Source organism: Nonomuraea spiralis, assembly GCF_014648435.1.
Taxonomy (GTDB): domain Bacteria; phylum Actinomycetota; class Actinomycetes; order Streptosporangiales; family Streptosporangiaceae; genus Nonomuraea; species Nonomuraea spiralis.
Map to the genome: position 1 here is coordinate 556,515 of NZ_BMRC01000001.1, position 23,125 is coordinate 579,639.

The following is a 23,125-nucleotide window of genomic DNA, read 5'->3' on the forward strand; positions in this document are numbered from 1 at the left end:
CGGCGGAACCGCTGGTGCGCGGAGGGTCGGCGGGTCCGGTGCGCGTCATCTGCCGCACGGTCACGGTCCACTCCCCTCTTCCGAGACCGGGCGTGTGTGAGCCCGGGAATGGCGGCTTTGTCGTGAACAGCCCGGATCCCCGCGGGTGTGCGTCCCTCCCCCACCTGCTGTACGTCGATCACCAGTTGCGCATCACGTGTTGCCCGATGCCGGGGCCGTCGATCATCCGGCTGGTCGGCGAGGTGGACGCGACGAATCAGCAGGCGCTGGCCGAGACGCTGGGCCGGGCCCGGCGCATCGACGAGTGGCTGGTGCTGGACGTGAGTGAGCTGGAGTTTCTGGGGGTGGAGGGGGCGCGGATGCTGGTGGTGTTGTGCCGGGCGGGTCGTACGCGGTTGGTGGGGACGCCGCCGCATGTGGTGCGGTTGTTCCGGGCGATGGGGTGGGCCGGTGGTCAGGGGGTGTAGGGGTGGGTGGCGGTGACGGCGCTGGTGGGCAGGGGGCCGTAGAGGTGGGGGTAGTCGTTCTCGATGCGGATGTCGAGGCCGGTGGGGTCGATGTCGAGGACGAGCAGGGGTTCGGTGACGGTGGCGTAGTAGGTGTCGTGGACGGTGCGGAGCTGGGTGTGGTCGCGGCTGAGGTGGATGTAGCCGATGTCGTCGAGGGTGTGGCCGAGGGTGGAGATGCGGTACTCCCCCGCGGGTTGGGCGTGTTGCCAGTCGGTCTGCAGGGCCAGGTGGTGGACGGTCATGGGGTCCATTCGTTTTCGAGGATGGCGTAGATGGTTTCGCTGCTCCATTCGTCCTTGACGATCTCGTTGTCGACGAGGGTGGCTTCGTGGCGCATGCCGAGTTTTTCCAGGACGCGGGCGGAGGCTTTGTTGCGGGCGTCGAGGCGGCCGGTGATGCGGTGGAGGTGGAGGTGGGTGAAGCCGATGTGGAGCATTTGGCGGGCGGCTTCGGGGGCGTAGCCGTGTCCGTGGTGGTCGGGGTGCAGGACGTAGCCGATCTCGCCTTGGCGGTGTTGTTTGCTGGTCCAGATGAGCAGGGTGTTGCCGATGAGTTCGCCGGTGGTGCGCAGGGTGATGGCGAGGTCGATGGCGTCGCCTTCGTCGTGGATGGTGTGGCGGGTGATTTTTTTGTCGAGGAAGGTGCGGGTGGTGTCGCGGTCGCGGGGTTGCCAGTAGAGGTAGCGGGCGACGTCGGGGCGGGATTCGTAGGCGTGCAGGGCGTCGAGGTCGTCGGGGGTGAAGGGGCGTAGGTGGAGGCGGGGGGTGGTGAGGGGGTAGGTGGGTGTGATCACGGGGGCAGTGTAGGGAGGGGGTGGGGGGTGTTCAACGTGTTTTTCAGGGCGGTGTGCAGGAGGGTGCGGAGGTCGTCGAGGGGGCGTTGTTCGACGGTGTGCTGGAGCCAGAGGGTGGTCATGGTGGTGTGCAGGAGGTGGGTGCGGGGGTCGTCGGGGGTGAGGTGGTGGGCGGTGGCGATGAGGTGGCGGCAGCCGTCGGTCCAGCGGCGGGCGATGTGCTGGAGGGTGGGGTGGCGTCCGGCGTGGGTGTAGAGCTCCCAGAGGCTGAGTTGGCGGGCGCGGTCGGTGGTGGCGAGGTGGTCGGGTAGTGCGGTGATGCCGTGGGGGGTGAGCCAGGTGCGGGTGGTGTCGAGTTCGTTGTGGATGAGTTGGGCGAAGGCTTCGGCTTGGAGGTGGTCGCGTGAGGTGAAGTAGTAGGTGGTTGCGGCCAGGGGCAGGTGGGCGTGTTGGGCGACGGCGCGGTGGGTGAGGGCGGTGAAGCCGTTTTCGGTGAGGAGGGTGACGGCGGCGTCGAGGAGGGTGGCGCGGCGTCGGCGGCCGCGTTCTTGGGCGGGTTCTTGGGTGGGGTCGGGGGTCAATGGCCACCTGCGAGGTTGAGGACGATGACGCCGCCGATGATGAGGAGGATGCCGGTGATTTTGAGTGGGGTGAGGGTTTCGCCCATGAGGGTGGCGCCGATGAGGGCGATGGCGGCGGTGCCGGCGCCGGACCAGATGGCGTAGGCGGTGCCCATCTCGAGTTGGAGTTTGAGGGCGCGGGCGAGCAGGACGAAGGAGGTGATGTAGCCGGTGGCGACGGCGATGGTCCAGCCGATGTGGGTGAGGCCGTTGCTGAGTTTGAGTGCGGTGGTGGCCAGGACTTCGGAGGCGATGGCGAAGGCGAGCAGGATCCAGGCCATGGGTGTTCCTCGGGGGCGTGGAAGTGGTACGGGTGTGCCAGTTTAGTGGTGGGGTTCCGCTTGAAAAGGCAGTCGAATGCGTGTTCCACTGGTGGGGTGGGTTGGGATGCGCTTGCGCTTGTCGAGGCGGTTGATGACCGGTCGCCGGTCGTGCCGCGGGCGGTGGAGCGTGACGGGTTCTTCGAGACGCAGGCCCGTACGGTGATCGAGCGGGTGCCCTCGAGTGCGGGGATCGTGGAGCGGTGGGCGGTCTCGCCGTTTCGGGGGTGTGCTCATGCGTGTCTGGGGTGTGGGGCGCGGGGTGGTCATCGCCGGTTGGGGTTGGACGCGGGGGGTGATTTCGACTCGCGGATCGTGGTGAAGCCGAATGTGGTGGAGCGGTTGCGGGTGGAGTTGGGCCGGTGGGCGGGTGAGCCGCTGGCGGTGGGGGTCAGTGGTGATTGTTATCAGCCTGCTGAGGAGCGGTATCGGTTGATGCCGGGGGTGGTGGCCGCGCTGGGGGCGGCGGGGGTGCCGTTCACGGTGTACACGAAGAGTGCGTTGGTGTTGCGTGATGCGGGGGTGCTGGCTGCCGCGGGGGCGCGGGTGGCGGTGTCGATCGCGTTCGTGGACGAGCGGATCAGGCGTGCGGTGGAGCCTGGGGCGGTGGGGGCGCAGGCGCGGTTGGAGCTGGTGTCGGCGTTGGTGGAGGCCGGGGTGGAGTGCCGGGTGTTGATGTCCCCGGTGTTGCCGTTGCTGAGTGATGCGACCGATCAGTTGACGGCGACGGTGCGGCGGATCGCGGGTGCTGGGGCGGTGGCGGTGGAGCCGGTGGTGTTGCGGTTGCCGCCGGGGACGCGGGAGTGGTATTTGCGGTGGCTGGGGGGTGCGCATCCGCATCTGGTGGAGCGTTATGAGGAGCTCTACGATCGGGCGGGGTTCCCCTCCTCTGGTTATGAGCAGCGCATCACGGGGCAGATCGAGCAGTTGTGCCGGGTGTACGGGATGCGGTGCGGTGCGCCGGAGCCTGAGGGGCGGGGGCCGCGGGCGGCGCAGTTGGCGCTGGTGTGAGGGTGGTTCAGGGGCGGCGGTGGAGGATCATGCCGGGCCACTCCCCCACGGTGAAGGGCTGGTCGCGGGTGAATCCGCAGCTTTCGTAGTAGTTGACGAGGCGGCCGTCGTCGCCGGCGTAGCAGTCGACGCGTACGAGGCCGAGGTCGCGGGTGCGGGCTTCGTCGACGGCCCAGTCGAGCAGGCGGCGGCCGATGGCGTGGCCGGCGTGGTTCTGGTCGATGACGAGGACCTGGACGTAGAGCTCGGGTTCGGTGGCGGGGGTGACGTAGGGCATGGCGTCGCCGACGACGATGCAGCCGGCGGGTTGGTCGTCGATCTCGGCGATGCGCATGCCGCCGCCGGCGAGCCAGTCGGCGGCTTGCTGGGTGCGTTTGGGGTCGCCGGTGAAGGGGCGGGTGCCCCATTGGCCGGTGCGGTTTTGGGTGATGAGCCATTGGATGGCGCTGTCGAACATGGTCAGGACGGTGGCGTCGTCGCCGGGGCGGCCGTGGCGGATCTTCACCGGTGACACTGTAAGGGGTGGTGGGGTGTTTCGGTGATGACGGGTGGGGTGTCAGCCGCTGCCTTGGATGCCGGCGATGGCGGCCGTTGCCGTTGTGGCGAGGGCGAAGAGCGTGATGGTGAGGGTCAGGGTGAGGCGTTGCCGGCGTGTCATCGTGTGCCTCCTGGACGAGGGTCGGCGATTTCACCGTATACCTGTTGTTTTGGCGGCGGAACGGGTGAGGCCTCTCCCCCGGGTTCCCGGGCTGCGGGAGGGGCTCGCGCCGGGGCGCGTGGGTGTGCGGCGTTCCTCTACGCTGGCCCCGGAATGCGGCGACAGGAGGCGATGAACGGTGAGCCAAGGCGAGGCTGGCGCCCCCGCGGCCGAGCTTTCGGCGGTGTTGGAACGGATCACCTACGCCAATGAGGAGACCGGGTACACGATCGCCCGGGTGGCCGTCGAGCGGTCGGGGGCGGAGCTGCTGACGGTGGTGGGGCCGTTGCTGGGCGCGCAGGTGGGTGAGTCGTTGCGGCTGCGTGGGCGCTGGACGTCCCATCCGCGCTACGGGCGTCAGTTCGAGGTGTGGTCCTACACCACGGTGTTGCCGGCGACCGTTCAGGGCATCCGCCGTTACCTGGGGTCGGGGCTGATCAAGGGGATCGGGCCCAAGATGGCCGAGCGGATCGTCGATCATTTCGGCACCGGCACGCTGGAGGTCATCGAGCAGGAGCCCGGCCGGCTGGTGGAGGTGCCGGGGCTGGGGCCCAAGCGGACGAAGATGATCGCGGCGGCGTGGGAGGAGCAGAAGGTCATCAAGGAGGTGATGATCTTTCTGCAGGGGGTGGGGGTGTCCACCTCGATCGCGGTGCGGATCTTCAAGCAGTACGGGGACACGTCGATCTCGGTGGTGCGGGGGCAGCCGTACCGGCTGGCCGATGAGGTGTGGGGCATCGGGTTCAAGACGGCCGACACCATCGCCCAGGCCGTCGGCATCCCCCATGACAGCCCGGAGCGGGTCAAGGCCGGGCTGCGTTACACGTTGTCGCAGGCCGCCGACGACGGCCACTGCTACCTTCCGGCGCCCAATCTGGTGGCCGACGCGGTCAAGATCCTGGAGGTGCCGGCCGAGCTGGCCACGCGCTGCCTGCAGGAGCTGGCGGGTGAGGAGGAGGGGGTGGTGGGCGAGCAGGTGCCGGCCGGGGACAACACCGTGCCCGCGGTCTATCTGCCGCCCTTCCACCGGGCGGAGTTGTCGCTGGCGGGCGGGTTGTTGTCGTTGTTGCACAGTGGCCATGACCGGCTCAAGGCGTTCGCCGACGTCGACTGGGAGCGGGCCGAGCGGTGGCTGGCCGCCCAGACCGGCGCCGAGCTGGCGCCCGAGCAGCGCCAGGCCGTTCGGCTGGCGCTGACGTGCAAGGTCGCGGTGCTGACCGGCGGGCCGGGGTGCGGCAAGAGTTTCACCGTCCGTTCGATCGTGACGCTGGCGCGGGCCAGGCGGGCCAAGGTGATCCTGGCCGCGCCCACGGGCCGGGCGGCCAAGAGGTTGTCGGAGCTGACCGGGCACGAGGCGACGACCGTCCACCGGTTGCTGCAGTTGCGGCCGGGTGGGGAGGCCACGTTCGACCGTGACAATCCGCTGGACGCCGATCTGGTCGTGGTGGACGAGGCGTCGATGCTGGATCTGCTGCTGGCCAACAAGCTGCTCAAGGCCGTGGCGCCGGGTACGCATCTGCTGCTGGTGGGTGATGTGGACCAGCTTCCGTCGGTGGGGGCGGGTGAGGTGCTGAAGGATCTGCTGGCCGCCGCCGACGTGCCCCGGGTGCGGTTGACGCAGATCTTCCGTCAGGCGCAGGAGTCGGGCGTGGTCACCAACGCCCACCGGGTGAACACCGGGCATCATCCGATCCTGGCGGGGATGCGGGACTTCTTCCTGTTCCCGTGCGAGGAGCCGGAAGAGATCGCGGCGATGACGGTGGACGTGGTCGCCCGGCGCATCCCGTCCAGGTTCGGGCTCGACGCGCGGCGTGAGGTGCAGGTGCTGGCGCCGATGCATCGGGGCGCGGCGGGTGCGGGGGCGCTCAACATCGCGTTGCAGGAGGCGCTGACCCCCGCCCGTGAGGGGATGCCGGAGCGTCGTTACGGCGGGCGGGTCTTCCGTGTGGGCGACAAGGTCACCCAGTTGCGCAACAACTATGACAAGGGTGCGGCCGGGGTGTTCAACGGGACGGTCGGCATCGTGACCGGCATCCGTCCCGACGACCACAGCCTGACCGTGCGTACGGACGAGGACGAGGAGGTCGACTACGCCTTCGACGAGCTGGACGAGCTGGCGCACGCCTATGCGGTGTCCATCCATCGCAGTCAGGGCAGCGAGTACCCGGCGGTGGTGATCCCGCTGGCCACCAGCGCGTGGATGATGTTGCAGCGCAACCTGCTCTACACCGCGATCACGCGGGCCAAGAAGCTGGTGGTGATCGTCGGGTCGCGGCGGGCGCTGGCCCAGGCCGTACGGACCAGGGGTGCCGGGCGGCGGCACACGAGCCTGACCCACCGCCTGGAGCGGCGCTGATCACGCTCCTGACCGCACGTTGACCTGGGCGTTGACAGCAATTAGTGATGCAAATGTGACCGAACTCTCCTAAATGATTCTGCGTCATACATGCAGGAGCATTAAAGTCTTTGGGGTGGGTTTGCCGCCCTGGGGGAGAGGAAAGTCTTGAACGTTGCGCCCGCTTGGACGAAATCCGCCGCCGGCCTCGCGGTGCTGGCGGTGGCGGCCCTGACGGCCTCCTGCTCGAGCGGGAACGCCGCCTCGCGCGGGCCGGAGGCGCCCGAGGGCACCACCGTGGCGACCCCCCAGGCGCCCACCATCACCATCAGCCCCGCCGAGGGCAGCGCGAAGGTCAGCCCCGACAAGAAGGTCGTGGTCACCTCGGCCGGGGGCGCGCTGGAGGAGGTGACCGTCGACGGCGCCGGCCAGCAGGTCGAGGGCAAGTTCAACGCCGACAGGACCAAGTGGGTCTCCCGGACGCCGTTGAAGCCCTCCACCAACTACAGCGTCGCGGCCAAGGCCGGCGTCACCGCCGCCACCAGCGCCTTCACCACGCTCAAGCCCGAACGTGAGCTGCAGGTCGCCGACGTCACCCCCAACGCCAAGGGCGAGACGCTCGGCGTCGGCGCGCCGATCATCGTCACCTTCAACCAGCCGGTCACCGGCAAGGCGGCCGTCGAGCGCGCCCTGGAGGTCGAGGCCGAAAAGCCCGTCACCGGCGCCTGGCGGTGGATCAACGACACCACCGTGATCTACCGCACCGCCAAGTACTGGCCCGCCCACCAGAAGGTCACCCTCAACGCCCGCATCACCGGCGTCAAGGCCGGCAAGGGCCTGTACGGCGTGAAGGACTACACCGCCGACCTGAAGATCGGCGCCAAGGTCATCAGCAAGGTCAACACCAAGACCCACATGATGTACGTCTACCGCGACGGCAAGCGCGTGCAGACGATGCGCATCAGCGCCGGCATGGCCACCACCCGTGAGTACACCACGACCTCCGGCGTCCACCTGACGATGGAGCGTGGCAGCCCGGTGCGGATGATCTCCCCCGGCCGCAAGAAGGGCGACCCCGGCTACTACGACGTGATGATCGACCACGCCGTGCGCATCTCCAACTCCGGTGAGTACGTCCACGCCAAGGACAACGTGTGGGCCCAGGGCGTGCGCAACGTCAGCCACGGCTGCATCAACTCCCGCCCCGACCAGGCCAAGTGGTTCTACGACAACTTCCAGCGCGGCGACGTCGTCGACATCACCGGCACCGACCGCGAGCTGGAGTGGAACAACGGCTGGGGCTTTTGGCAGATGCCCTACTCCCAGTGGAAGAAGGGCAGCGCCCTGAACGCCAAGGCCTGACCCCCGCTCCCCCGGTTTCCGACAGCCGCACGCCGCCGCCCGTCTTGCGGTGGTGTGCGGCTTTCGCGTGTGGGGCGGGCGGGCCGCCGTGCCGCCCGCCATCAGCGAAAACGCCTCGACGGGCACAATCTGTTGCCATACGATTACTCCTCGTGGGCATTTCTTGTCAGGAAACCCCGAAGGAGAACACCATGAAGAAGGTCCTTCTCGTCCCCGCGATCGCCGCCGGAATCGTCCTCGCCTCCGCGGGCGCCGCCTACGCCTCCCAGTACGTCGCCTACGAGGGCCCCGGCTTCACGGGCCGCTCGGTCGTCCTGGACGCCTGCGGCGTGTCCAACATCCCCTACCACGGCTCCTACAAGTGGTACGGCGACGGCCAGAGCGGCCGCATGTACAACCAGCCCAACGCCACCGGCGTGACGCACTTCGAGCTGGCCTCCAACCGCAACGCCGAACAGCGCACCCCGGTGGGCTGGAAGAGCATCTTCATCGTCTGCTGACCTGACACCGCACGGGGCCGGCCGCCCCCAGGGTGAACACCTGGGGGCGGCCGGCCCCGTCGCGCGTGCGCACCCGGGGGCCGGGCGGGGCAGACTGCCATCACGACCATCGGCACACGCGGGGGGCGAGATGAGCGGGAACCGGGCCACGGCGGCCACGGCACTGCTGCTCGCCCTGCTGATCCCGGCAACCTCCTGCACCCCGGCGGCCACCCCCGGCCCGGCCACGCGAACAGCCCCACAAGCAGCCCCGCGATCAGCGCAGGCATCGGCACAGGCGTCAGCGGGGGCGTCGGCGCGAGGGACGGTGCGGGGCCGGGCGCGGGGGGTGGCCAGCAGCGGGTGCGCGGCGCGGGGCGGCCGGCTCGCCTCCGGCGCGCACCAGCTGACCTACGACGGCCTGACCCGCCACTACCTGCTGGCCGTCCCCGCCGGCCCCGGCCCCCACCCCGTGCTGCTCAACCTCCACGGCCTCGGCTCCGACGCCGCCGAGCAGGCCGCCTACAGCCGCCTGTCCCAGGCCGGCCCCCGCCGCGGCTACCTCGTCCTCACCCCGCAGGCCGCCCCCGGCCGGCTGGCCTGGACACTCCCCCACACCGCCGGCCCCGACGACACCGGCTACCTCGCCGCCCTGCTCGACCAGCTCGAACGCCGCCAATGCGTACAGACCGGCCGGGAGTTCGCCGCCGGCCTGTCCTACGGCGCCGGCCTGGCCGCCTCCCTGGTCTGCGCCCTGGACGGCCGCCTGAGCGGCGTGGCCGCCGTCGCCGGCATCCCCATCGCCCAGCCCTGCCCGCACCCCGCCCCCACCACGATCATCGCCTTCCACGGCACCGCCGACCACCTGGTCCCCTACCGCGGCGGCCACCCCCGGCCCGGCGGCGACCTGCAGAAACTGGCCGAACTCGTCGTGCTGCCGCCCGTCGGGCAGACCATGGACGCCTGGGCGGCCGCCCTGCGCTGCGCGGCCCCCGCCACCAGCCGCCCCCTCCCGCGTGTGCGCCTGCGCCTCTGGAAAACCTGCCCGGGGCGGACCACACTGCGCCTGTACACGGTCGACGGCGGCGGCCACACCTGGCCCGGCCCCATCGAGGTGCCCGGGCTCGGCGAGACCGCCCGCGACCTGGACGCCACCGAGCTCATCCTCGACACCTTCGACCGCGCCCCCACCCGCTGACCGGTCCCCCGCACCGGCGCCGGGAGGGCGCCGACAACGGGGAGTACAGCGATGCCCGACGTACGCGTCTTGATCGAAGCGGTCCCCCAGACCGGGCTGACCGCCGAACGGCTGCGCCAGGCCGTGGCCGGGCACCCCGAGGTGCTGACGGCCCTGGAAGTGGCCGACCCCGGCCTGCTGAGCATCGGATTCGCCCCCGGCCTGGGCCACGACCCCGCCGGCGACGCCCCCTTCCAGGCCACCGTGTTCGACCCGGCCGGCAACCGCGCCGTCGAACTGCGCGGCACCCTGGACCGGCCCGAACGCGCCGAGGTGCGCCCCTCCTCCTTCCGTCCCCGGCCCGGACGGGAGGAGGTTCAGGCCGCCGCGGCCGTGCTGCGCGCCGACCCGCGCTGCCCCACCGGGCAGGACGTGGTGATCTACCGGCCGATGCCGCCGCTGGCCGACCTGGAGAACCCCGACGGCACCACCGTGCGCCGCCCCACCCTGGGCATCTACACCCCGGGTGAGGCGACCGGGCTGCGCCACCGCATCGTCGCCGTCGACGTGGCGGCCGGCGTCGTGGACTGGACGCCGGCCGGGATCAACGTGCGCATGCACCACGACTGCGAGCACACCGTGCCCGAGGGCGTCGACGCCCTGGCCGACCACGGCGGCCCCGACCAGGTACGCGTCCGCGTCGTGGACGGGGAGAGCGAGTTGTGGAACCTGCTGGTCGTGCGCCCCCGCGCCTCGGCCCCGCAGAACCCCGGCAACGGCGGCGGCGTCGAACTGCGCCAGGTGCGCTACCGCGGGCGGCTGGTGCTGCGCCAGGCCCACGTGCCCGTCCTGAACGTCGAGTACGAGGAAGGCACCACCTTCCGCGACTGGGCCAGCTCCGAGACCCGTTTCAGCGCCACCGGCACCGACCCCGTCGGCTGGGGCTGGCGGCTGTGCACCAGCCCGCCCCGTACGATCCTGGAACGTCCCGGCAGCGACGCCGGAAACTTCCAGGGGGTGGCCATCCACCACGACGGCGAGCAGCTGCGCATCGTCAGCGAGCTGCAGGCCGGCTGGTACCGCTACGCCAGCGACTGGCGGCTGGCCGACAACGGCGACATCATGCCGCGCTTCGGGTTCGCCGCCACCGCCAACCCGATGACGTGCATGGTCCACCGCCACCACGTCTACTGGCGGCTCGACTTCGGCATCGACGGATCGGGCGGCGACGTCGTCGAGCAGATCGACGAGACCGGCTCGATCGTGCCCGAGCCGGTGCCCATCATCCGCGAGACCACCCGCCGGCGCCGCCACCCCGCCAGGTACTGGCAGGTACGCGACAAGTCCTCCGGCCGCGGCTACCAGATCCACCCCGGCGCGGCCGACGGCACCGCCGACGCCTACGGGGTGTCGGACCTGTGGTTCCTGCGCCACCACCCGCGCGAGCTCGACGACGGCAACCCCGGCCCCCGCGACCGTGCCGCCATCAGCCGCTTCCTGGACGGCCAGAGCATCAACGGCGCCGACGTCGTCGTCTGGTACGCCGGCCACTACCATCACGACCAGGCCCACCCCCAGCCGCACCAGGGCGAGCTGATAGGTCCGCACCTGGTGCTCATCTGACGCCGCTAGTCTTTCGGCCATGAGTCAGGTGGGACAGGTGACGGCCCGCGCGCTGCTGCGCAGGCTGGCCGTCGAGCAGGCCGAGTGCAGGGTGCCGTCGGTGACGGCGGCGATCGTCCGCGACGGGCGGACGGTATGGTTCGGCGGCAGGGGCCGCGTCGGCGACGGCCCGCCGACCCAGGCCACCCAATACCGGCTGGGATCGATCACCAAGTCGATCGTGGCCGTGGCCGTCATGCGGCTGCGCGACGAGGGCAGGCTCGCGCTGACCGACCCGCTGGAGCGCCACCTGCCCGGCACCTCCGCCGGGCAGGCGACCATCGCCCAGCTGCTGTCCCACACCTCCGGCCTGACGGCCGAACCCCCGACCGACTGGTGGGAGCGCACCCCCGGCCTGGAGATGCCCGACCTGCTCAAGCGGGTCGGGCCCGACCAGGTCAGACACCGTCCCGGCCGCCTCTACCACTACTCCAACGTCGGGTTCGCGTTGCTGGGCGAGCTGGTGGCCCGCCTGCGCGGCACCGGCTGGGCGCAGGCCGTACGGCAGGAGGTGCTGGCGCCGCTGGAGATGAACGCCACCACCGCCCGCCCCCGCGCCCCCCACGCCACCGGCTACGCCGTCCACCCGTGGGCCGACGTCGTGCTGGCCGAGCCCGAGCACGACGCCGTGGCCATGGCGCCGGCCGGGCAGCTGTGGTCCACCCCGCACGACCTGGCCCGCTGGGCCGCCTTCGTCGGCGGCGACACCGGCGGCGTGTTGTCGGCCGACACGCTGGCCGAGATGCGCGAACCGGCGGGCGTGGCCGACGGCGACTCCTGGACCGCCGGCTACGGGCTCGGCCTGCAACTGGCCCGCGTCGGCGGCCGCCGCCTGGCCGGCCACACCGGCTCCATGCCCGGGTTCCTGGCCACCGTGTGGGCCGACCCGGCCGAACGCGTCGGCGTGCTGTTCATGGCCAACACCACCAGCGGCATGACCGGCACCCTGACCACCGACCTGCTCGACATCCTCGACGAGCACGAGCCGCGCCTGCCCGAGGAATGGCAGCCCGCCGCCGCCGACCCCGCCCTGCTGGCCCTGACCGGGTTGTGGCACTGGGGGCCCAAGCCGTACGCGCTGCGGCTGCTGCCCGGACGCGGCCTGTCGCTGGCGCCCGTGGACGGCAGCGGCCGCGCCTCCCGGTTCGTGCCCCAGGACGACGGCACCTGGCTCGGGCTGGACGGCTACTACGCCGGTGAGAGGCTGCGCGTGGCGGCCGACCACCTCGACCTCAACACCTTCGTCTTCACCCGCGAGCCCTACGACCCCGACGCGCCGGTGCCCGGCGGCGTGACCGGCTGGCACGCCTGACCCACGCTCGGCCCGTCCCGCCCCCTCGTGGCGGGACGGGCCTCAAAGGAACGGGCCTCAAAGGAACGGGCCTCAAAGGAACGGGCCTCAACCCGGCGGGCCGGACAGGGCGCGGGCCAGGTCGGCGGCCGGGCCGGGCGGCAGCGCGCCGTGCAGCAGCTCCACCCGGTGCACCAGCCGCGGCGCGGCCAGCGGCACACCCCGCCCGGCCGAGGCCGGCAACAACGTCAGCCCGTGCCCGGCCGCGACCAGGTTGAGCACCGTGTGCACGTCGTCGCCCTCATAAACCAGCGCGGCCGGGAAACCGTCGCCGGCCAGGTCCCGCAGCCGCCGCAACGGGCACAGCGGCGTGTCCAGCCAGCGGGCGTCGATGAGGTCGGCCAGCCGCAACGCCGCCCTGCCCGCCAGCGGATGGTCCGGCGGCAGCGCCACCAGCAGCTCCTCCTCGCTCACGCCGATCGTCGTCATCGGCCCCGACTCCGGCAGGCGCAGCGGATCGCTGGGCGCGGCGATGCCGTCGGCCAGCCCCAGATCCGCCTCACCCCCGGCCAGCAGCTCGGCCAGCCGTTCGCGCCCGCACGTACGCAAGGACACCCGCAGCCGGGGCTGGGCGGCCCGCGCGGCGGCCAGGCGCGCCGCGAGCACGCCGTTGACCGCCAGCGGCGTGGCGGCCAGACGCAACCGGTGGGCGGGAACGGCCGCGGCCCGCAACACGTCCGAACGGGCCGCCCGCAGCCGCAGCAGCAGCGGTCCGGCATGCTCCAGCAGCCGTTCACCGGCCGGGGTCGGCCCGACCGGGCGGCGGGACAGCAGCGGCAGCCCCAGATCGGCCTCCAGGGCGGCGACCTGCTGCGAGATCGCCGACTGGGTGTAGCCCAGCTCGTGGGCGGCGGCCGAGAAGGAGCCCAGGCGGGCCACGGTGACGAAGGTACGCAACAAATTCGGGTCCATCAGTAATGCTTATAGCAGGTGCAGACATCATCGTTGGCGCTTAAGCGGTGTGCGGGGCCAGGATGGGAGACATGAAGATCGCCCTGGTCGCGGACCGTTCGCCCAGTGTCCGCTCGCACGCGCGGGTCCCCATGCTCATCGAGGCCCTGCGCGAACGCGACGGCATCGCCCTCGACCCCTACTGGATCCCCACCACCGAGGCCGGCGACCTCGACGGCTTCGACGGCATCTGGATCATGCCCGGCAGCCCGTACGCCAGCGAGGCCGGCGCGGTCGGCGCCGCCCGCACCGCCCGCGAGCGGCGCATCCCGTTCCTGGGCACCTGCGGCGGCTTCCAGCACATGCTGCTGGAGTACGGCCGCCACGTGTGCGGCCTGGACGTCGCCCACGCCGAGAACGACCCGCGCGCCCAGGCGGCGTTCCTGGTGCAGCCGCTGGCGTGCTCACTGGCCGGGCACGAGGGCGCCGTCCGCCTGACACCCGGCTCGCGCATCGAGCAGATCATGGGCAGCGACACGACCGTGGAGGCCTACAGCTGCTCCTACGGCCTCAACGACGCCTACCGCCGGACGCTCACCGACCACGGACTGGTCTTCTCCGGGTACGCCGAGGACGGCATGGTCCGCGTGGCCGAGCTGCCGGGACACCCGTTCTTCGTCGGCACGCTCTTCCAGCCCGAACTGGCCGGCGACGGACGGCGGCCGCACCCGCTGATCGCCGCGTTCGCCGCCGCCGCGGGCGAGCACGCGCGCTCCCGCACCGCGATGCGGGCCGCCGCCCGCTGATTCCGGCGCTCACCTGGTCCGGCGGTCATCTGGTCCGGCGCTCACCTGGTCCGGCGGGCCAGCAACGCCAGCGCGACGATCATCACCAGCCCGAGCCCGGCCAGCGACAGCCGGTCGGCGGCCGTGTCCCCGTTGGCCGCCACCCCGAAGGCGGTGTGCCCCGCCAGCGCGCCACCGGCCAGCGCCAGGCTGTGGCGGTCCCGCCAGCCGCCGTGCGCCGTCCACCGGCGCAGCAGCGTCCCGGCCGCCCCCGCCAGCAGCGCCGCCCCCGCCATCGGCGCCGCCACCCAGCCGCCCCGCGTGAAGGCCGGATGCTCGGCGCCGCCGAAGGGGAACAGCAGCGCCAGATACCCGAACGCGGCCACCAGCGCCGCGACCGCCACGACCGGCGGCGACGGCACCCGCGCCGCCCCGCCCGCAGGCCCGCCCGCCGCCACCGCCGGGCGGGGGACGACCCGCAGCGCGAGCACCGCCAGCCCCGCCACCAGCACCACGAACACCGCCGCCGCCGCTGCCGGCAGCACGTAGCCGGGGTCGACGAACGACGCCGTCCAGCGCAGCAGCAGCGCGCCCAGCACGAACACCGCGCCCGCCGTCACCAGCCCGGCCCGGCCCAGGTAGGGGCGGTGACGCAGCGAAGGGACGATCAGGTCGGCCAGCAGGATCGGCAGCGCCACGCTGAAGACCGCGTGGTAGGGCAGGTTCAGCTCGGTGTAGGCGCTGTTGAGGCCCAGGACGCGCGGCGCCCACCCGGCGGCGCCGTACAGGGCCGGGCTGGTCAGCGCCTGCAGCGCCAGCCCCTCCTCCACGATCCCGTACGCCAGGCCCAGCAGCAGGACCGACCCCCACCCGCGCCCGGCACGGCGTACCAGGTCGCGGATCAGGACCGTGCCCGCGCCGTAGATCGGCGTCCACAACAGCAGCAGCCACGCCTGGCGCAGCGGCGGATTGCCCAGCGAGAGCTCGGCGAGGACCGGGGTGAGCCCGGCCAGCAACAGCGCGGCCCATCGGCCGCGCGCCTGGAAGGAGACCATGACCCCACGCTCTCCCCCGCCGGTCCGGCGGCGCTGCTGCCCGGCGGCCGGACCGTGGCCACTTCGGTCGCCGCCGGAGGCGACTTCGGTTGCCACGGAAGGTGACGAAAGGTGAGGGGAGTTGCCGCGGGCGGTGACGCGGGTTGCTGCCCGCCGCGCGGGGCGGCGGCTACGATCGGCGACTGTGTGCGCGGCGCGGAGCCCGGAGACGGCCACCGGAGACGGCGGGCAGCAGGCGGACGGGGAACAGGAGGGCGGGCGGTCGCGGCGCGAGCGGGCCGCCACCGCCGGCGGCGTCGTGCTCGCCCTGGCCGGAGCCGCCTCGGTGGTGTGGGGCGACCTGGCCCCCGCCACACCCGGCTGGTACCTGTGGGCCGACGTGGCCGGCGGCGCGGCGGCCTGCGCGGCGCTGTGGTGGTGCCGCCGGTGGCCGGTCGGCGCCGCGCTGGCCGCCGTCGCCCTGTCGGTGCCGGCCGCCGCGGCCTCGATCGCCGCCGGGATCGCCACCCTCCTGACCGCCCTGTACCGGCGGCCGCCCGTGGCCCTGGCCGTCGGGGCGGCGTGGGTGGCGGCCGCGCTCGTCAGGTTCGCCTGGCGGCCCCCGGGGCTGGCGCCGTACGCGGTGTGGGCGCTGGTGGCGGTACTGTTCGGCGGCGCGGTCACCGGCTGGGGCATCGTGGCCAGGACCCGGCGCCACCTGCTGGCCTCGCTGGCCGAACGCGCCCGCCGCGCCGAGGCCGACCAGCGGCAGCGCGCCGAGGAGGCCCGCCGCGCCGAACGCCTGGGCATCGCCCGCGAGATGCACGACGTACTGGCCCACCGCCTGTCGCTGCTGGCCGTGCACGCCGGAGCACTGCGCTTCAACGCCGCCGCCACACCCGGCGAGGTCGCAGAGGCGGCCGAGGTCATCCGATCCAGCGCCCACCAGGCACTTCAGGAGCTGCGCGGCGTCATCTCCGTACTGCGCCACAGCCCCGCCGCGCAACTGCCGCTGGCCGGGCTGGCGCCGCTGGTGGAGGAGTCGCGGCAGGCCGGGACGCGCGTCGACCTGCGCGAGCACGACGTACGCCTGGCCGACCTGCCCGAGACGACCCGGCGCACCGCCTACCGCGTGGTCCAGGAGGGCCTGACCAACGCCCGCAAGCACGCCCCCGGCCGTCCCGTCACCGTCGAGCTGTCGGGCACACCCGGCGCGGGGCTGACCGTCGAGGTGCGCAACCGGCCACCGGCCGGGCCCGTAGGCGAGGCCAGGCGGGCGACGCCGGCCGAGACCGGCTCCGGCGCCGGGCTGGCCGGGCTGGAGGAACGGGTCACGCTGGCGGGCGGCCGGCTGGAACGGGGGGCCACCGGCGACGGCGGGTGGCGGCTGGCCGCACGGCTACCATGGCCCCGTGAGTGAGGCCGCCCCGATCCGGGTGCTGATCGTCGACGACGACGCGCTCGTCCGCACCGGACTGACGCTGATGCTCAAAGGCGCGCCCGACCTGCGCGTGGTGGGCGCGGTGGCCGACGGCGGCCAGGTCCAGGCCGCGGTCGGCGAGCACACCCCCGACGTGGTGCTGATGGACATCCGCATGGCCGGCCTCGACGGCATCGAGGCCACCCGCCTGCTGCGCGGCCGGGCCGGCGCGCCGCAGGTCATCATCCTGACCACCTTCGACGCCGACGAGCACGTCTTCCGCGCGCTGCGCGCCGGAGCCGGCGGGTTCCTGCTGAAGGACACCCCGCCCGAGGGCATCGTCGAGGCGATCAGGCGGGTGGCGGCCGGCGAGCCCAGCCTGTCGCCCAGCGTCACCCGGCGCCTGATCGCCCACCTGATGCCCGAGGAGGACGACCGGCGCCGCGCCGAGGCCCGGCGCGTCCTGTCGGCCCTCAGCCGGCGCGAACGCGAGGTGGCGCTCGCGGTCGGCCAGGGCAAACCCAACGCCGTCATCGCCGGCGAACTGCACATGAGCGTGGGCACGGTCAAGGGCTACATCTCCCGCATCCTGACCAAGGCGGGCCTGGACAACCGGGTGCAACTGGCCCTGGTCGTCCACGACGCCGGCTAGCGGGCCTCCCGGGCGGCCAGGCGGGCCAGCCGGCGCAGCGACAGGCGGGCCAGGGCGACCACCACCGGGCGTACCAGCGGCCACGCCAGCCGCCCCGCCACCCCGAACGGCAGCAGCAGCTCCTCGGCCCAGATCACCCGGCTGCCGCCCCGCCAGGGCCGCACCCGGATCGCGCCCCGCCCGCGCACCACAGTTCCGGTGTGCTCCATCAGCACGTACGACGGCGGCTCGCGGCGCACGATCGTCATCGTGTCCAGGAATCCCAGCGGCGCGATGCCGGTGTAGGCCTCCACCCGGTCCGCGCCCACCTGCCGGGCCGACGTCATGAACATCCACTCCCGATGCCGCGGCCAGTCGGTCACCAGCGCGAACACCTCCTGCGGCGGCGCCGCCACCTCCACGGCCGCACCCGCGTACACCGGCCTCATCCCGCACCTCCTGGCTATCCTCGGGGACATGAAGTACGTGCTCATGATCGGGCTGGACGAATCCGACGTGCCGGAGGAGATCGCGCTGCACGGGTGCGGCGGCTGGAGCGCGGAGATGACCAGGCGCGACGTCGTCAGGGGCGGGGTCGGGCTGCGGCCTGCCGCCGAGGCCACCACCGTACGCGTGCGCGGCGGCGACGTGCTGCTGACCGACGGCCCCTTCGCCGAGACCAAGGACCAGATCGGCGGGTTCACCCTGATCGAGTGCGACGGCATCGAGGAGGCCGTGCGGATCGCCGCCGCCCATCCCGTGGCCCGCTACGGCTCGATCGAGATCCGGCCCGTGCTGGAGCCGTGACCGACCCGGAGGCGCCGTCCGGCCTGGAGGCGGTGTTCCGGGCCGAGTGGGGCACGGTCGTGGCCACCCTCATCCGGCTCACCGGCGACTGGGACCTGGCCGAGGAATGCGCCCAGGACGCCTTCGCCGCCGCCCTGGAACGCTGGCCGCGCGACGGCGTACCGGAACGGCCGGGCGCCTGGCTGACCACGACCGCCCGCAACCGCGCCTTCGACCGGCTGCGCCGTGAGCGGGCCGGGGCCGCCAAGATGCGCCAGGCCGCCCAGCTCGCGCAGACCGAGCAGACCGGGGCGTCAGGGTCGCCGCCGGCCGACGGCTTTCCCGACGACCGGCTGCGGCTGATGTTCACCTGCTGCCATCCGGCGCTGTCCCTGCCGGCGCAGGTCGCCCTCACCCTGCGTACGCTGGCCGGGCTGGGCACCGCCGAGATCGCGCGGGCGTTCCTGGTGCCGGAGGCGACGATGTCGCAGCGGCTGGTCCGCGCCAAGCACAAGATCCGCCAGGCCGCGATCCCGTTCCGGGTGCCGCCGCCGCATCTGCTGCCCCAGCGCCTGCAAGCCGTGCTCGGCGTGCTGTACCTGCTGTTCAACGAGGGCTACTCCAGCCCCGGGCGGGAGGCCGTGCGCCGGGAGGCGATCCGGCTGGCCCGGCTGCTGGCCGCGCTGCTACCAGGCGAGCCCGAGACCGGCGGGCTGCTCGCCCTCATGCTGCTGCACCAGGCCCGCCAGCCGGGCAGGACCGCCGCCGACGGCACGCTGGTGCCGCTGGAGGAGCAGGACCGCGCGTTGTGGGACCGGGCCGGGATCGAGGAGGGGGTCGGGGTGCTGGAGGCGGCGCTGGGCCGCCGCGTCGCGGGGCCGTACCAGGTGCAGGCCGCGATCGCCGCCTGCCACGCCACCGCTCCCGACGCCGGCGCGACCGACTGGCCGCAGATCGCCGTCCTGTACGCGCGCCTGGCCGTCCTGCTGCCCTCCCCCGTGGTCGAGCTCAACCGGGCCGTGGCCGTCGCCATGGCCGACGGTCCGGCGGCCGGGCTGGAACTGGTGGACCGCCTGGCCGGGACCGGCGCGCTGCCCGCCACCCGGGCCGACCTGCTGCGCCGCCTGGAACGCCGGGCCGAGGCCGCCGGCGCCTACCGGCAGGCGCTCGAACTGGCCACCGCCGAGGCCGACCGCCGCTACCTGGCCAGGCGGCTGGCGGAGCTGGGTGCGTGAGAAGGCCCCGCCGCGGAGGCCGAGGACTGGGGAAGTCAGCCTGCGCGACGGGACCGGCACCTTGGGATCACAACCCGCAGTAGTCCGGCCTGCCGTGGCCGAAGCGGTCGCCGGCCAGGCCGTTCAGGGGTGTCGCTGAGGGCCGGCCTGTCATTCGCTGCTCCTCTCTGTGGTCGGCGACTCCGCCTCGGAACTACCCAATGTCACTCTCCGTGAAGCCCGGTGATCGAGTAAAATCCCGGGACCGCTGGTCATGAGGGGGTTCTGTCGCGGTCACGGGCGTCCACACGGACGGGTTGTGCACTCACCGTGACGGTCTTGGTGGCCGTGTCAGGCCCGCGTGTAGATCAGGTTCAGCACGCCGGTGCTGAAGGTGGTGGACGTGGTGAGGGTCAGCGGGATCTGCGTGCCGACGTCGTCGAACAGGCGCTTGCCCGAGCCCACGACGATGGGGTGGACCAGCAGGTTGAGCTCGTCGAGCAGGCCCTCGCGCAGCAGCGAGACGACCAGGGTGCCGCTGCCGACGACGGAGATGTTGCGGCCGGGGCGCTGCTTGAGCTCCGCCAGGCCGGCCAGGGTGACCAGCTCGGTGTTCTGCCAGGCGGGCGCGGTGAGCGTGGTGGAGACGACGTACTTGGTGGCCAAGTTCATCGCGTCGGCCAGGGGCTCCTTCTCGGGATCCTGGTGCGGCCAGTGCGCGGCGAACTCCTCGTAGGTGTGGCGGCCCAGCAGCATGGCGTCGGCGGCCTCCATCTGCTCGCCGACCGACTGGCCCATCTCGTCGTTGAAGTACGGGAAGTGCCAGGCGTCGGGGGCCTCGACGACGCCGTCGAGGGAGATGAACAGGCCCGCGGTGATCTTTCGCATGATGTGGTTCTCCTTGATGTCCCTGAGGTGGGTCAACCCTCCCACCGACAAATCAAGTTGTCAAGACGACTCTGTTTGTCTGGAAGGTGGGCCCCGGAAACACGAAAGACCCGGCGGTGACCGGGTCTTTCGCGGGAGTCGGCGCGGAGAGAGGGCTATCCGTCTCGGGCGCTCCAGGGGCCGTGCGGGCGCCCCTCGGGGTGAGCGGACAGCGGGCTCTGAGGAGGCGGAGGTCTAGAGGTGGTCGGGGGTGGTGGGGAGGAGGGCGAGGGCGGCTTGGCGGGCGTGGTCGGCGGTGTCGTCGCTGTCATGGTGGGCGGCCAGGACGGTCGCGCCCTCGACCAGCATGAGCAGCTGGCGCCCCAGGAGCCGGGGATCGGCGGCCCCGGCGCGCTCGGCGATGCCGGTCAGCAGGTCGAGGTAGCGGTCCAGGTGGCGCGCGGTGATGGCGCGTACGGGCTCGGCGTGGTGCTGGGCGGCCGCGTTCAGCATCGCGCAGCCCCGGAAGGCGGGGTCGTCGTACCACTCCCGCAGGGCGTCGAACACGGCGGCGAGCTGGGCGCGCGGATCGTCGCCGGCCGCTGCGGCCCGCGTGGCCAGCCATTGCCCCACCCGCTCGCTGCGCTCCCGCAACACGGCCTCGACCAGGCCGTCCTTGGTGCCGAAGTGGCGGTAGAGGGTCTCCTTGGAGATGCCGATCCCGGCGCACAGCTCGGCCACGCCGATGCCGTCGAGGCCGCGCTCGTACAGCAGCGCGGTGGCCGCCTCCAGGATGGTGGCGCGGGTGCGGGCGGGGTCGATCGTCGAGCCTTTGGCCACGGGCATGCAAGGGATAGTACCGGCCGGTTCGATGGGGTGCTAACGTCTCGGCTCGTACCGATCGGTTCGATCTTGGGGGTTCGCCCATGTCTGATCCGCTGGCCGCCGACCCGCCGTACGACCCCGGCTTCCCGGCCACCACGCCGGCCGTGACGTTCGACAGCGGCGGCGCGCGCCTGCTCGGGGTGCTGCACGTCCCGGCCGGCCCCGGGCCGCATCCCGTCGTCGTGCTGCTGCACGGGTTCCCCGGCAACGAACGCAACTTCGACCTCGCCCAGGCGCTGCGCCGCGCCGGGTACGCCGGCCTGGTGTTCCACTACCGCGGATCGTGGGGCGTCGGCGGCACGTACTCGTGGACGCACGTGCTGGAGGACTCCGCCGCCGTCGTCGCCGGGCTGCGCGGCCTGGCCGCCGCCCACCGGCTCGACCCGGGACGCCTGGCGGTGGTCGGCCACAGCCTGGGCGGCTTCGCGGCGCTGATGACCGCCGCGGCCGACCCGTCCGTCAAGGCCGTCGCCTCCGCCGCCGGGTTCGACCTGGGCGCCGCCGCCGAGCTGTGCGCGGCCGAGCCGAAGGCCCGCGCCGGGTACGTCGAGGCGTTCGACGGCGAGCTCGACCCCCTGCGCGGCACCAGCGGACAGGCACTGGTCGGCGAGATGGAGGCGGCCGGCGACACCTGGCGGCTGGCCGGGCTCGCGCCGCTGCTGGCCGGCCGTCCCGTGCTCCTGATCGGCACCGGCCGCGACGTCGTCACGCCGCACGAGATCCACCACGACCCCCTCGTCGCCGCCTACCGGGCACAACCCGTCGAACGGCTCGAACACCACCTGTTCCCCACCGACCACGCCCTGTCCGACCACCGCGTCGCCCTGGCCCGTACGATCATCGCCTTCCTGCGACGAGCCCTGTGACGCCCGCCGGGACAGGGCGGTCAGGCGAGCGCGTCGCGGATCAGCGCCGCGTCCCGGTCGAGCTGCTCACGCGAACGCCGCCGCCACTCGGCGCTCACCACGACGCCGTCCCCCCGGTAGCGTGGCACCACGTGCAGATGCAGGTGGAAGACGTCCTGCCCGGCCGCCTCCCCGTCGGCCAGCGACAGCCGTACCCCCTCACAACGCAGCCCCGAGACCCGCAACGCGGCCGCCACCCGCCGGGCCGCCCGCCAGATCGGCGCGCCGACCGCGTCGCCGGCCTCGGCCAGCCCCGACGCGTGCACACGCGGGATCACCGGGACGTGCCCCGGCGTGGCCGGACGATGGTCCAGGACGGCCACCACGTCGTCGTCGCCGTGGACGACGCTCGCCTCGGCCCGGCCCGCCACGATCTCGCAGAAGACGCATGATTCCATGCCGCCATGATCGGCGACGGGCCCGGCGCCCCGCACCCGGGTTTCCCGCGCCGCCCGGTCAGCGGCTCACGACCGTCTCGTGCTCCAGGCGCGACAGCTTGCCGGGGTTGCGCACCGCGTACAGGCCGCTGATCAGGCCGTCGTCGAGGCGGAGCGCCAGGACGGTGTCGATCTCGCCACCCAGCTGGACGATCAGCGCGGGATGCCCGTTGACCTGCGCCGGACGCAGGGACGCCGCGCCGGCGATCCTGCTCAGCACGGCGGCCACCGTCTCCGCGCCCTCGACGGGGGCCAGCGCGGCCCGCACCACGCCGCCGCCGTCGGTGAGCAGCACGACGTCGGGGGCGAGCAGGTCCAGCAGCCCGCGCAGATCACCGGTCTCGACGGCACGCTGGAACGCCCCCAGCGCCTGGCGTGTCTGCTCGGCCGAGACGGCCGCCCGGGGACGGCGCGCGGCGACGTGCCCCCGAGCGCGGTGGGCGATCTGGCGGACCGTGACCGGGGTCTTGCCCACGGCCTCGGCGATCTCGTCGTAGTCCAGCCCGAACACCTCACGCAGCACGAACACCGCCCGCTCGGTCGGCTGAAGCGTCTCCAGCACCAGCAACATCGCCATCGACACGCTGTCGGCCAGTTCGACGTCCTCGGCGACGTCCGGCGCGGTCAGCAGCGGCTCGGGCAGCCAGGGGCCCACGTAGGACTCCTTGCGCCGCCGCAGCGTACGCAGCCGCGTCAGCGCCTGTCGGGTGACGACCCGCACCAGGAACGCCCGATGGTCGCGCACCGCGCCGAGATCGACCGACGACCACCGCAACCACGTCTCCTGAAGGACGTCCTCGGCGTCGGCGGCCGAACCGAGCATCTCGTACGCGACGGTGAACAGCAGGTTGCGATGGGTGACGAACGCCTCCGTGGCGGTGTCGGCGTTTCGTGCGCTCATGTCCGGCTCCTGCCTGTCGGTTCTCGACCTTGCCACACGCACAAGACGCCGCC

Annotated in this window: 26 protein-coding genes; 14 read left to right on the forward strand and 12 right to left on the reverse strand. The window is 72.8% G+C overall.

Translation table 11 applies throughout. The annotated features are described in order from the left end of the window. Positions 1–122: 122 nt before the first annotated feature. A complete protein-coding gene (locus tag IEZ27_RS02565) occupies positions 123–467 on the forward strand; it encodes an STAS domain-containing protein (protein ID WP_185844841.1) in 345 nt (114 codons plus the stop codon). Here the strand turns inward: IEZ27_RS02565 and IEZ27_RS02570 are convergent. The 4 genes from IEZ27_RS02570 to IEZ27_RS02585 are packed head-to-tail and all read right to left on the reverse strand — an operon-like array spanning position 455 to position 2,203. After that, positions 455–751 (reverse strand): DUF952 domain-containing protein, encoded by a 297-nt coding sequence (locus IEZ27_RS02570; RefSeq protein WP_189645946.1) that lies wholly within the window; start codon positions 749–751, stop codon positions 455–457. The genes IEZ27_RS02565 and IEZ27_RS02570 overlap by 13 nt on opposite strands. Next, the gene (locus tag IEZ27_RS02575) at positions 748–1,302 is read right to left on the reverse strand and encodes a GNAT family N-acetyltransferase (RefSeq protein ID WP_125637337.1); all 555 of its coding nucleotides are present in this window, start codon (positions 1,300–1,302) and stop codon (positions 748–750) included. Before IEZ27_RS02575 ends, IEZ27_RS02570 begins: the two co-directional genes overlap by 4 nt. Continuing rightward, positions 1,299–1,883, reverse strand: a complete 585-nt coding sequence (locus tag IEZ27_RS02580) for a TetR/AcrR family transcriptional regulator (RefSeq protein WP_189645675.1) — start codon at positions 1,881–1,883, stop codon at positions 1,299–1,301. Before IEZ27_RS02580 ends, IEZ27_RS02575 begins: the two co-directional genes overlap by 4 nt. Continuing rightward, entirely contained in the window at positions 1,880–2,203 is a 324-nt protein-coding gene (locus tag IEZ27_RS02585; protein ID WP_125637335.1) for a DMT family transporter, read from the reverse strand. Before IEZ27_RS02585 ends, IEZ27_RS02580 begins: the two co-directional genes overlap by 4 nt. 234 nt (positions 2,204–2,437) lie before the next feature. Here IEZ27_RS02585 and IEZ27_RS02590 point away from each other — a divergent pair, with 234 nt between their 5' ends. Next, entirely contained in the window at positions 2,438–3,253 is an 816-nt protein-coding gene (locus tag IEZ27_RS02590) for a radical SAM protein (RefSeq protein WP_379478543.1), read from the forward strand. A gap of 7 nt (positions 3,254–3,260) precedes the next feature. Here the strand turns inward: IEZ27_RS02590 and IEZ27_RS02595 are convergent, their stop codons facing one another. Then, a complete protein-coding gene (locus tag IEZ27_RS02595; RefSeq protein WP_229823118.1) occupies positions 3,261–3,758 on the reverse strand; it encodes a GNAT family N-acetyltransferase in 498 nt (165 codons plus the stop codon). 376 nt (positions 3,759–4,134) lie between these two features. Here IEZ27_RS02595 and recD2 point away from each other — a divergent pair, with 376 nt between their 5' ends. The 6 genes from recD2 to IEZ27_RS02625 all read left to right on the forward strand — a co-directional run bounded on the left by recD2 (position 4,135) and on the right by IEZ27_RS02625 (position 12,277). Beyond that, the gene (gene recD2 / locus IEZ27_RS02600; RefSeq protein WP_229823121.1) at positions 4,135–6,306 is read left to right on the forward strand and encodes an SF1B family DNA helicase RecD2; all 2,172 of its coding nucleotides are present in this window, start codon (positions 4,135–4,137) and stop codon (positions 6,304–6,306) included. Between the two features lie 147 nt (positions 6,307–6,453). Further along, entirely contained in the window at positions 6,454–7,647 is a 1,194-nt protein-coding gene (locus IEZ27_RS02605; RefSeq protein ID WP_189645677.1) for a L,D-transpeptidase, read from the forward strand. Positions 7,648–7,838: 191 nt separating this feature from the next. Continuing rightward, entirely contained in the window at positions 7,839–8,147 is a 309-nt protein-coding gene (locus tag IEZ27_RS02610) for a MiAMP1 family antimicrobial peptide (protein WP_125637332.1), read from the forward strand. A gap of 328 nt (positions 8,148–8,475) precedes the next feature. Then, positions 8,476–9,324, forward strand: a complete 849-nt coding sequence (locus tag IEZ27_RS02615) for an alpha/beta hydrolase family esterase (RefSeq protein ID WP_189645678.1) — start codon at positions 8,476–8,478, stop codon at positions 9,322–9,324. A 51-nt stretch (positions 9,325–9,375) separates the two neighbouring features. Beyond that, a complete protein-coding gene (locus tag IEZ27_RS02620) occupies positions 9,376–10,926 on the forward strand; it encodes a hypothetical protein (protein WP_189645679.1) in 1,551 nt (516 codons plus the stop codon). A 19-nt stretch (positions 10,927–10,945) separates the two neighbouring features. Beyond that, positions 10,946–12,277 carry a serine hydrolase domain-containing protein gene (locus IEZ27_RS02625; RefSeq protein ID WP_125637329.1) on the forward strand — a complete coding sequence of 444 codons (1,332 nt, stop codon included), beginning with the start codon at positions 10,946–10,948 and terminating at the stop codon, positions 12,275–12,277. An 87-nt stretch (positions 12,278–12,364) separates the two neighbouring features. Here the strand turns inward: IEZ27_RS02625 and IEZ27_RS02630 are convergent, their stop codons facing one another. Beyond that, on the reverse strand, positions 12,365–13,228 hold the full coding sequence (locus IEZ27_RS02630) for a LysR family transcriptional regulator (RefSeq protein ID WP_189645680.1): 864 nt from the start codon (positions 13,226–13,228) through the stop codon (positions 12,365–12,367). Between the two features lie 71 nt (positions 13,229–13,299). On the opposite strand from IEZ27_RS02630, the gene IEZ27_RS02635 reads away from it, so the two are divergent. After that, positions 13,300–14,013: a CTP synthase C-terminal region-related (seleno)protein gene (locus IEZ27_RS02635; RefSeq protein WP_229823126.1), complete on the forward strand. Its 714-nt coding sequence runs from the start codon at positions 13,300–13,302 to the stop codon at positions 14,011–14,013. A gap of 41 nt (positions 14,014–14,054) precedes the next feature. Here IEZ27_RS02635 and IEZ27_RS02640 read toward each other — a convergent pair whose 3' ends face one another. Beyond that, positions 14,055–15,143, reverse strand: coding sequence for a hypothetical protein (locus tag IEZ27_RS02640; protein ID WP_189645682.1), 1,089 nt, complete (start codon positions 15,141–15,143; stop codon positions 14,055–14,057). Between the two features lie 88 nt (positions 15,144–15,231). Between IEZ27_RS02640 and IEZ27_RS02645 the strand changes: the two genes are divergently transcribed. Next, the gene (locus IEZ27_RS02645; RefSeq protein WP_229823127.1) at positions 15,232–16,446 is read left to right on the forward strand and encodes a sensor histidine kinase; all 1,215 of its coding nucleotides are present in this window, start codon (positions 15,232–15,234) and stop codon (positions 16,444–16,446) included. After that, positions 16,439–17,098: a response regulator gene (locus IEZ27_RS02650; protein ID WP_189645683.1), complete on the forward strand. Its 660-nt coding sequence runs from the start codon at positions 16,439–16,441 to the stop codon at positions 17,096–17,098. Before IEZ27_RS02645 ends, IEZ27_RS02650 begins: the two co-directional genes overlap by 8 nt. On the opposite strand, the gene IEZ27_RS02655 is transcribed toward IEZ27_RS02650, so the two are convergent. After that, entirely contained in the window at positions 17,095–17,526 is a 432-nt protein-coding gene (locus IEZ27_RS02655) for an SRPBCC family protein (protein WP_189645684.1), read from the reverse strand. The genes IEZ27_RS02650 and IEZ27_RS02655 overlap by 4 nt on opposite strands. Before the next feature lie 28 nt (positions 17,527–17,554). Here IEZ27_RS02655 and IEZ27_RS02660 point away from each other — a divergent pair, with 28 nt between their 5' ends. Both IEZ27_RS02660 and IEZ27_RS02665 read left to right on the forward strand, forming a co-directional pair. Next, on the forward strand, positions 17,555–17,884 hold the full coding sequence (locus IEZ27_RS02660) for a YciI family protein (RefSeq protein ID WP_189645685.1): 330 nt from the start codon (positions 17,555–17,557) through the stop codon (positions 17,882–17,884). Then, positions 17,881–19,098 (forward strand): RNA polymerase sigma factor, encoded by a 1,218-nt coding sequence (locus IEZ27_RS02665; RefSeq protein ID WP_189645686.1) that lies wholly within the window; start codon positions 17,881–17,883, stop codon positions 19,096–19,098. Before IEZ27_RS02660 ends, IEZ27_RS02665 begins: the two co-directional genes overlap by 4 nt. A gap of 330 nt (positions 19,099–19,428) precedes the next feature. On the opposite strand, the gene IEZ27_RS02670 is transcribed toward IEZ27_RS02665, so the two are convergent. Continuing rightward, on the reverse strand, positions 19,429–19,965 hold the full coding sequence (locus IEZ27_RS02670; RefSeq protein WP_189645687.1) for a dihydrofolate reductase family protein: 537 nt from the start codon (positions 19,963–19,965) through the stop codon (positions 19,429–19,431). A gap of 234 nt (positions 19,966–20,199) precedes the next feature. Further along, positions 20,200–20,790, reverse strand: coding sequence for a TetR/AcrR family transcriptional regulator (locus IEZ27_RS02675; RefSeq protein WP_189645688.1), 591 nt, complete (start codon positions 20,788–20,790; stop codon positions 20,200–20,202). Positions 20,791–20,870: 80 nt separating this feature from the next. Between IEZ27_RS02675 and IEZ27_RS02680 the strand changes: the two genes are divergently transcribed. Then, the gene (locus tag IEZ27_RS02680) at positions 20,871–21,695 is read left to right on the forward strand and encodes an alpha/beta hydrolase family protein (RefSeq protein ID WP_189645689.1); all 825 of its coding nucleotides are present in this window, start codon (positions 20,871–20,873) and stop codon (positions 21,693–21,695) included. A gap of 20 nt (positions 21,696–21,715) precedes the next feature. On the opposite strand, the gene IEZ27_RS02685 is transcribed toward IEZ27_RS02680, so the two are convergent. Both IEZ27_RS02685 and IEZ27_RS02690 read right to left on the reverse strand, forming a co-directional pair. After that, positions 21,716–22,132 carry an HIT family protein gene (locus tag IEZ27_RS02685; protein WP_189645690.1) on the reverse strand — a complete coding sequence of 139 codons (417 nt, stop codon included), beginning with the start codon at positions 22,130–22,132 and terminating at the stop codon, positions 21,716–21,718. A 58-nt stretch (positions 22,133–22,190) separates the two neighbouring features. Continuing rightward, on the reverse strand, positions 22,191–23,072 hold the full coding sequence (locus IEZ27_RS02690) for an RNA polymerase sigma-70 factor (RefSeq protein WP_189645691.1): 882 nt from the start codon (positions 23,070–23,072) through the stop codon (positions 22,191–22,193). Positions 23,073–23,125 lie beyond the last annotated feature (53 nt).

Coding starts and splice junctions, on each gene's coding strand:
- IEZ27_RS02570 (WP_189645946.1), bottom strand. CDS start 751: ATGACCGTCCACCACCTGGCCCTGCAGACCGACTGGCAACACGCCCAA.
- IEZ27_RS02585 (WP_125637335.1), bottom strand. CDS start 2,203: ATGGCCTGGATCCTGCTCGCCTTCGCCATCGCCTCCGAAGTCCTGGCC.
- IEZ27_RS02610 (WP_125637332.1), top strand. CDS start 7,839: ATGAAGAAGGTCCTTCTCGTCCCCGCGATCGCCGCCGGAATCGTCCTC.
- IEZ27_RS02620 (WP_189645679.1), top strand. CDS start 9,376: ATGCCCGACGTACGCGTCTTGATCGAAGCGGTCCCCCAGACCGGGCTG.
- IEZ27_RS02625 (WP_125637329.1), top strand. CDS start 10,946: ATGAGTCAGGTGGGACAGGTGACGGCCCGCGCGCTGCTGCGCAGGCTG.
- IEZ27_RS02630 (WP_189645680.1), bottom strand. CDS start 13,228: ATGGACCCGAATTTGTTGCGTACCTTCGTCACCGTGGCCCGCCTGGGC.
- IEZ27_RS02635 (WP_229823126.1), top strand. CDS start 13,300: ATGAAGATCGCCCTGGTCGCGGACCGTTCGCCCAGTGTCCGCTCGCAC.
- IEZ27_RS02655 (WP_189645684.1), bottom strand. CDS start 17,526: ATGAGGCCGGTGTACGCGGGTGCGGCCGTGGAGGTGGCGGCGCCGCCG.
- IEZ27_RS02660 (WP_189645685.1), top strand. CDS start 17,555: ATGAAGTACGTGCTCATGATCGGGCTGGACGAATCCGACGTGCCGGAG.
- IEZ27_RS02670 (WP_189645687.1), bottom strand. CDS start 19,965: ATGCGAAAGATCACCGCGGGCCTGTTCATCTCCCTCGACGGCGTCGTC.
- IEZ27_RS02675 (WP_189645688.1), bottom strand. CDS start 20,790: ATGCCCGTGGCCAAAGGCTCGACGATCGACCCCGCCCGCACCCGCGCC.
- IEZ27_RS02680 (WP_189645689.1), top strand. CDS start 20,871: ATGTCTGATCCGCTGGCCGCCGACCCGCCGTACGACCCCGGCTTCCCG.
- IEZ27_RS02685 (WP_189645690.1), bottom strand. CDS start 22,132: ATGGAATCATGCGTCTTCTGCGAGATCGTGGCGGGCCGGGCCGAGGCG.
- IEZ27_RS02690 (WP_189645691.1), bottom strand. CDS start 23,072: ATGAGCGCACGAAACGCCGACACCGCCACGGAGGCGTTCGTCACCCAT.